The organism is Fervidicella metallireducens AeB, assembly GCF_000601455.1.
In the GTDB taxonomy this organism is placed as follows: Bacteria; Bacillota; Clostridia; order Clostridiales; family Caloramatoraceae; genus Fervidicella; species Fervidicella metallireducens.
This window is the reverse complement of record NZ_AZQP01000088.1, coordinates 1-3,330: the sequence shown is the minus strand read 5'-3', so window position 1 is coordinate 3,330 and position 3,330 is coordinate 1. Positions and strand designations below refer to the sequence as shown.

Below are 3,330 nucleotides of genomic sequence, written 5' to 3'. Positions count from 1 at the left end.
AAAATATATCTCTATGCCTTATCGGCATATGTTCACAACAACCCATGTGATATAAAGGGATATGAAAACTGCCCAGAGAAATATGAATTTTCAAGTCTTTCAATATATCTAGGACTTAGACACGACCCCTATGAACTAGTTGATGATGGCTTTATTATGGGTATGTTCAGCAAAAATCCTAATAAAGCAAGAGAAAGCTATATGAAATTAGTATATAAATGCTCTGATAAGGTTTTTAAAGAAGAAGTAGAATTTTTAAACGAAGGAACAGAATACAGAAGCGAAAGAAAGATTTTAGTCAGAAACATTAAAACTAAAGAAATATTAGAATTTATCGCATCAAAACTTGGAATTGAAAAAATAAAGCTCCATACAAAACACTGCAGAGAAATAGTTGAAGCAAAGGCACTGGCTGTACTATTAATGAGGAGCCTTTGCAACTTAAAATGCAGTGAAATTTGCCGCGTCCTTGGCAACATAACCCAAAGCAGGGTTTCAAAGCTTAGCAGCCTTGGCGTAAAGCTTCTAGATGATGTGAAATACAAAGACATTACATATGAGTTTATGAAGGAGTATGCTTGCTGAAAAAATAATTTAAAGTAATTTTAAAAAGCCAAAAATACTGCACTTATTGTTAATTACAATAAGTGGACAAGCATTCTAATAGCACTTTCCATTAACTAAAAAAGATGGATTTATAGAAATTTATATTTATAAAATTTAATAAATTTAATAGATTTTTATATTTTAAATGCCAGAAAAAGCAAGTATACTCCATAACAGTAAGTATGTGTCCCTAATACTAAACAGTCTCAATTATATAATTACTGATATTTTCCATTTTGCATTTTTTCTTTATTTGGGCAGCCCTTTGAGCAATTGAAAATGGAGTTTTAAGCTCACATATGTATCCCTTAATAACTGCAATAGATATTGACATTAAGCTGAAATTTTTTACGTTACCCTCTCTATCTGATGAAATAATATATCCTTTGTTTAGATCCTCTATGTTATAGAAGGAAGTAATATAGTTGTCAAATTTTTCTATTATTTCCTCACAAATAACCTCAATGCAGCTGCAATTATCGGTTATTATTATAAAGTCATCCCCTCCAATATGTCCAATAAAAGATGAACATTGAGCATGTTTATCAACAACATCATAGGCAATCTGTGCAACAAGCTTTATTATTTTATCACCGCTTTCAAAACCATAGATATCGTTATAAGCTTTAAAATTATCAAGATCTATATAAAAAACTCCTGCTTCATCACACCTGCTAATTATATTATTAAGTTTCTCTTCTATTACCACGTTCCCTGGAAGCCCTGTTAAAGGATTAAGATGTCTTGCATATTTAAGCTCTAATTCAGTCGCTGACTCAAGAAGTCTTTTTACAGTAACTATCCCATAGTATTCTAATCCTTTAGTTACAATAACATAATCATAAAGGTTTTCCTCCTGCCTTGCCATGGCAAGAGTGGAAACCTCTGCAATAGGAGTGTCATAATCTACTATAAGAGGATTATGATCCATTACTATATCTATATTTCTACCTAAATATATTGCATTTCCATAGGGGGTTGCAAGCATTGAATTAAATTTATTCTTCATAATAAGCCAACGGGGATTTTATCCTTTACAACCGCAACCCCCTGAGCCTTGCTGTTTTCAAAGTAATTTTTAAGCTGGCTTCCCTTATAATTAATGGTGATAGGTTCATCAATTCTAACAATTTTCCCAACAGGATAGGTCTTTGATGTGTAAAGTTTTTCCTTTAATTTATCATTTAATATATCTCTAATATGAACAATTACATCCTCTGAAATTTCCTGAAAAGCTTCACTAGGTCTTGCAAGGAAATACCCCTGAAGGTATTCAACTCCTATGTTTATTAAAGTATTTACTTCATTAATTGTCTCAACACCCTCTGCAATAAGTTTCATATTTGTAATTTTACTTAATGTTAAGAGATTCCTACAAATAGCTTGTTTAAAGCTATCCTTATCTATATCCCTTATTAGTCCCATATCAAGCTTTATAAACTGAGGTTTGGTTTCAGTTATAAGCCTCATACCAGAATATCCAGCTCCGGTATCATCTATTGCAATCTTATACCCCTGTCTTACATAATGGTCTAGAACTTCTTTAAATGCCTTATAATCTTCAATTGCTGTTTTCTCTGTGATTTCAAATATTATTTTTTGGGGCTCAATATTGAAGGATTTTACAAACTTATTTGTGAAACCCTCTTTAAATTTCTCGTCCCTTATTATCCTTGGATCAACATTTAAAAATAAAAATTTATCAAGACCCCTTTGACTTGCTCTCTCAATTGCAAGACTTCTGCATAGAAGCTCAATCTCCCATAGCATATTATGTTCTCTGGCAGCGTCAAATAATTCGTCAGGTCTTTCAAGAATAGAACCTGAAGGCCCCCTTGAAAGAGCCTCATAGCCTATTATTTTTGCGTTTTTAACATCGAATATAGGCTGAAATACTGTACGAATATTTCTTTTTTCAAGTATTTCAATAAGCTCAGCCCTTTTATCTGCCACCATTTAACCACCTTCTAATTATAATTTCAATTTAATTCTATTCCTGAAAGATTAAATTTTATTTTAATTTATGTTAAGCATAAGTAAAATAAAAAGGTGGTTCCCAGCAGTAACTAAATGTCCCTAGCATCCACAATGACAGAATAAATCAAGTAAAATCCTTGACAATAAGTATTTGTCCCTAGTGACTAATGAGATATTTATTCCGTTATTATTCTTTCTTTTTTAAGCATCTTGATTTTCCTAGATACTTTAAAAATCCCTACCCCAATCAAAGCTGATACTAGAAATGATACACATCCAGCTTGTAAATTTACTGATGTTCTTGAAGAATTAAAGTAAGAATAAAAATTAATTATTGCAGGACACAAATTGGCCGGTAAAATTGCTAAGAATAAATTATTTAATCGTTTATAATGCCTAATTTTTGAATCGATATCTGAGTAAATTTTAAATTCACCATAAGCGGCATTCTTTCTAAAATATACCCAACGACCAAATGAACCTATATATTCAACTCCTGTGTCCTCAAGGAAACCTATATATGCTCTGCTTTCCACATTAGAAGGTAAATCCTTAAGAAATTCAAGTCTATATATATATTGAACATCACTTCTTTCTTCAAAAACATACCTGCATAAGTTCACTGAAACCAGTTGAAACCCCTTTAACGACATTTCATTCAGCCATTTTTCTTCTTTTTCATAATCCCATGACCAAAACCATCTGTAAATTATTCTTCTCATTTTTATACCTCCTCTAAAATTTTGG

At 31.5% G+C, this 3,330-nt stretch carries 3 protein-coding genes and 1 pseudogene; 1 reads left to right on the top strand and 3 read right to left on the bottom strand.

The features are described from left to right. Positions 1-585, top strand: a pseudogene (locus Q428_RS13510) (transposase); the annotation flags it as partial. Between the two features lie 217 nt (positions 586-802). On the opposite strand, the gene Q428_RS16150 reads toward Q428_RS13510, so the two are convergent. The 3 genes from Q428_RS16150 to Q428_RS13500 form a co-directional block, all read right to left on the bottom strand. Next, on the bottom strand, positions 803-1,615 hold the full coding sequence (locus Q428_RS16150; RefSeq protein WP_242847854.1) for a GGDEF domain-containing protein: 813 nt from the start codon (positions 1,613-1,615) through the stop codon (positions 803-805). After that, positions 1,612-2,559 (bottom strand): EAL domain-containing protein, encoded by a 948-nt coding sequence (locus tag Q428_RS16145; RefSeq protein WP_242847853.1) that lies wholly within the window; start codon positions 2,557-2,559, stop codon positions 1,612-1,614. Before Q428_RS16145 ends, Q428_RS16150 begins: the two co-directional genes overlap by 4 nt. 200 nt (positions 2,560-2,759) lie before the next feature. Next, on the bottom strand, positions 2,760-3,305 hold the full coding sequence (locus tag Q428_RS13500) for a DUF2812 domain-containing protein (RefSeq protein WP_035381809.1): 546 nt from the start codon (positions 3,303-3,305) through the stop codon (positions 2,760-2,762). Positions 3,306-3,330 lie beyond the last annotated feature (25 nt).

Bases quoted from the DNA above. Each gene is read 5' to 3' on its own strand.
- Q428_RS16150 (WP_242847854.1), bottom strand. From the start codon at position 1,615: ATGAAGAATAAATTTAATTCAATGCTTGCAACCCCCTATGGAAATGCA.
- Q428_RS13500 (WP_035381809.1), bottom strand. From the start codon at position 3,305: ATGAGAAGAATAATTTACAGATGGTTTTGGTCATGGGATTATGAAAAA.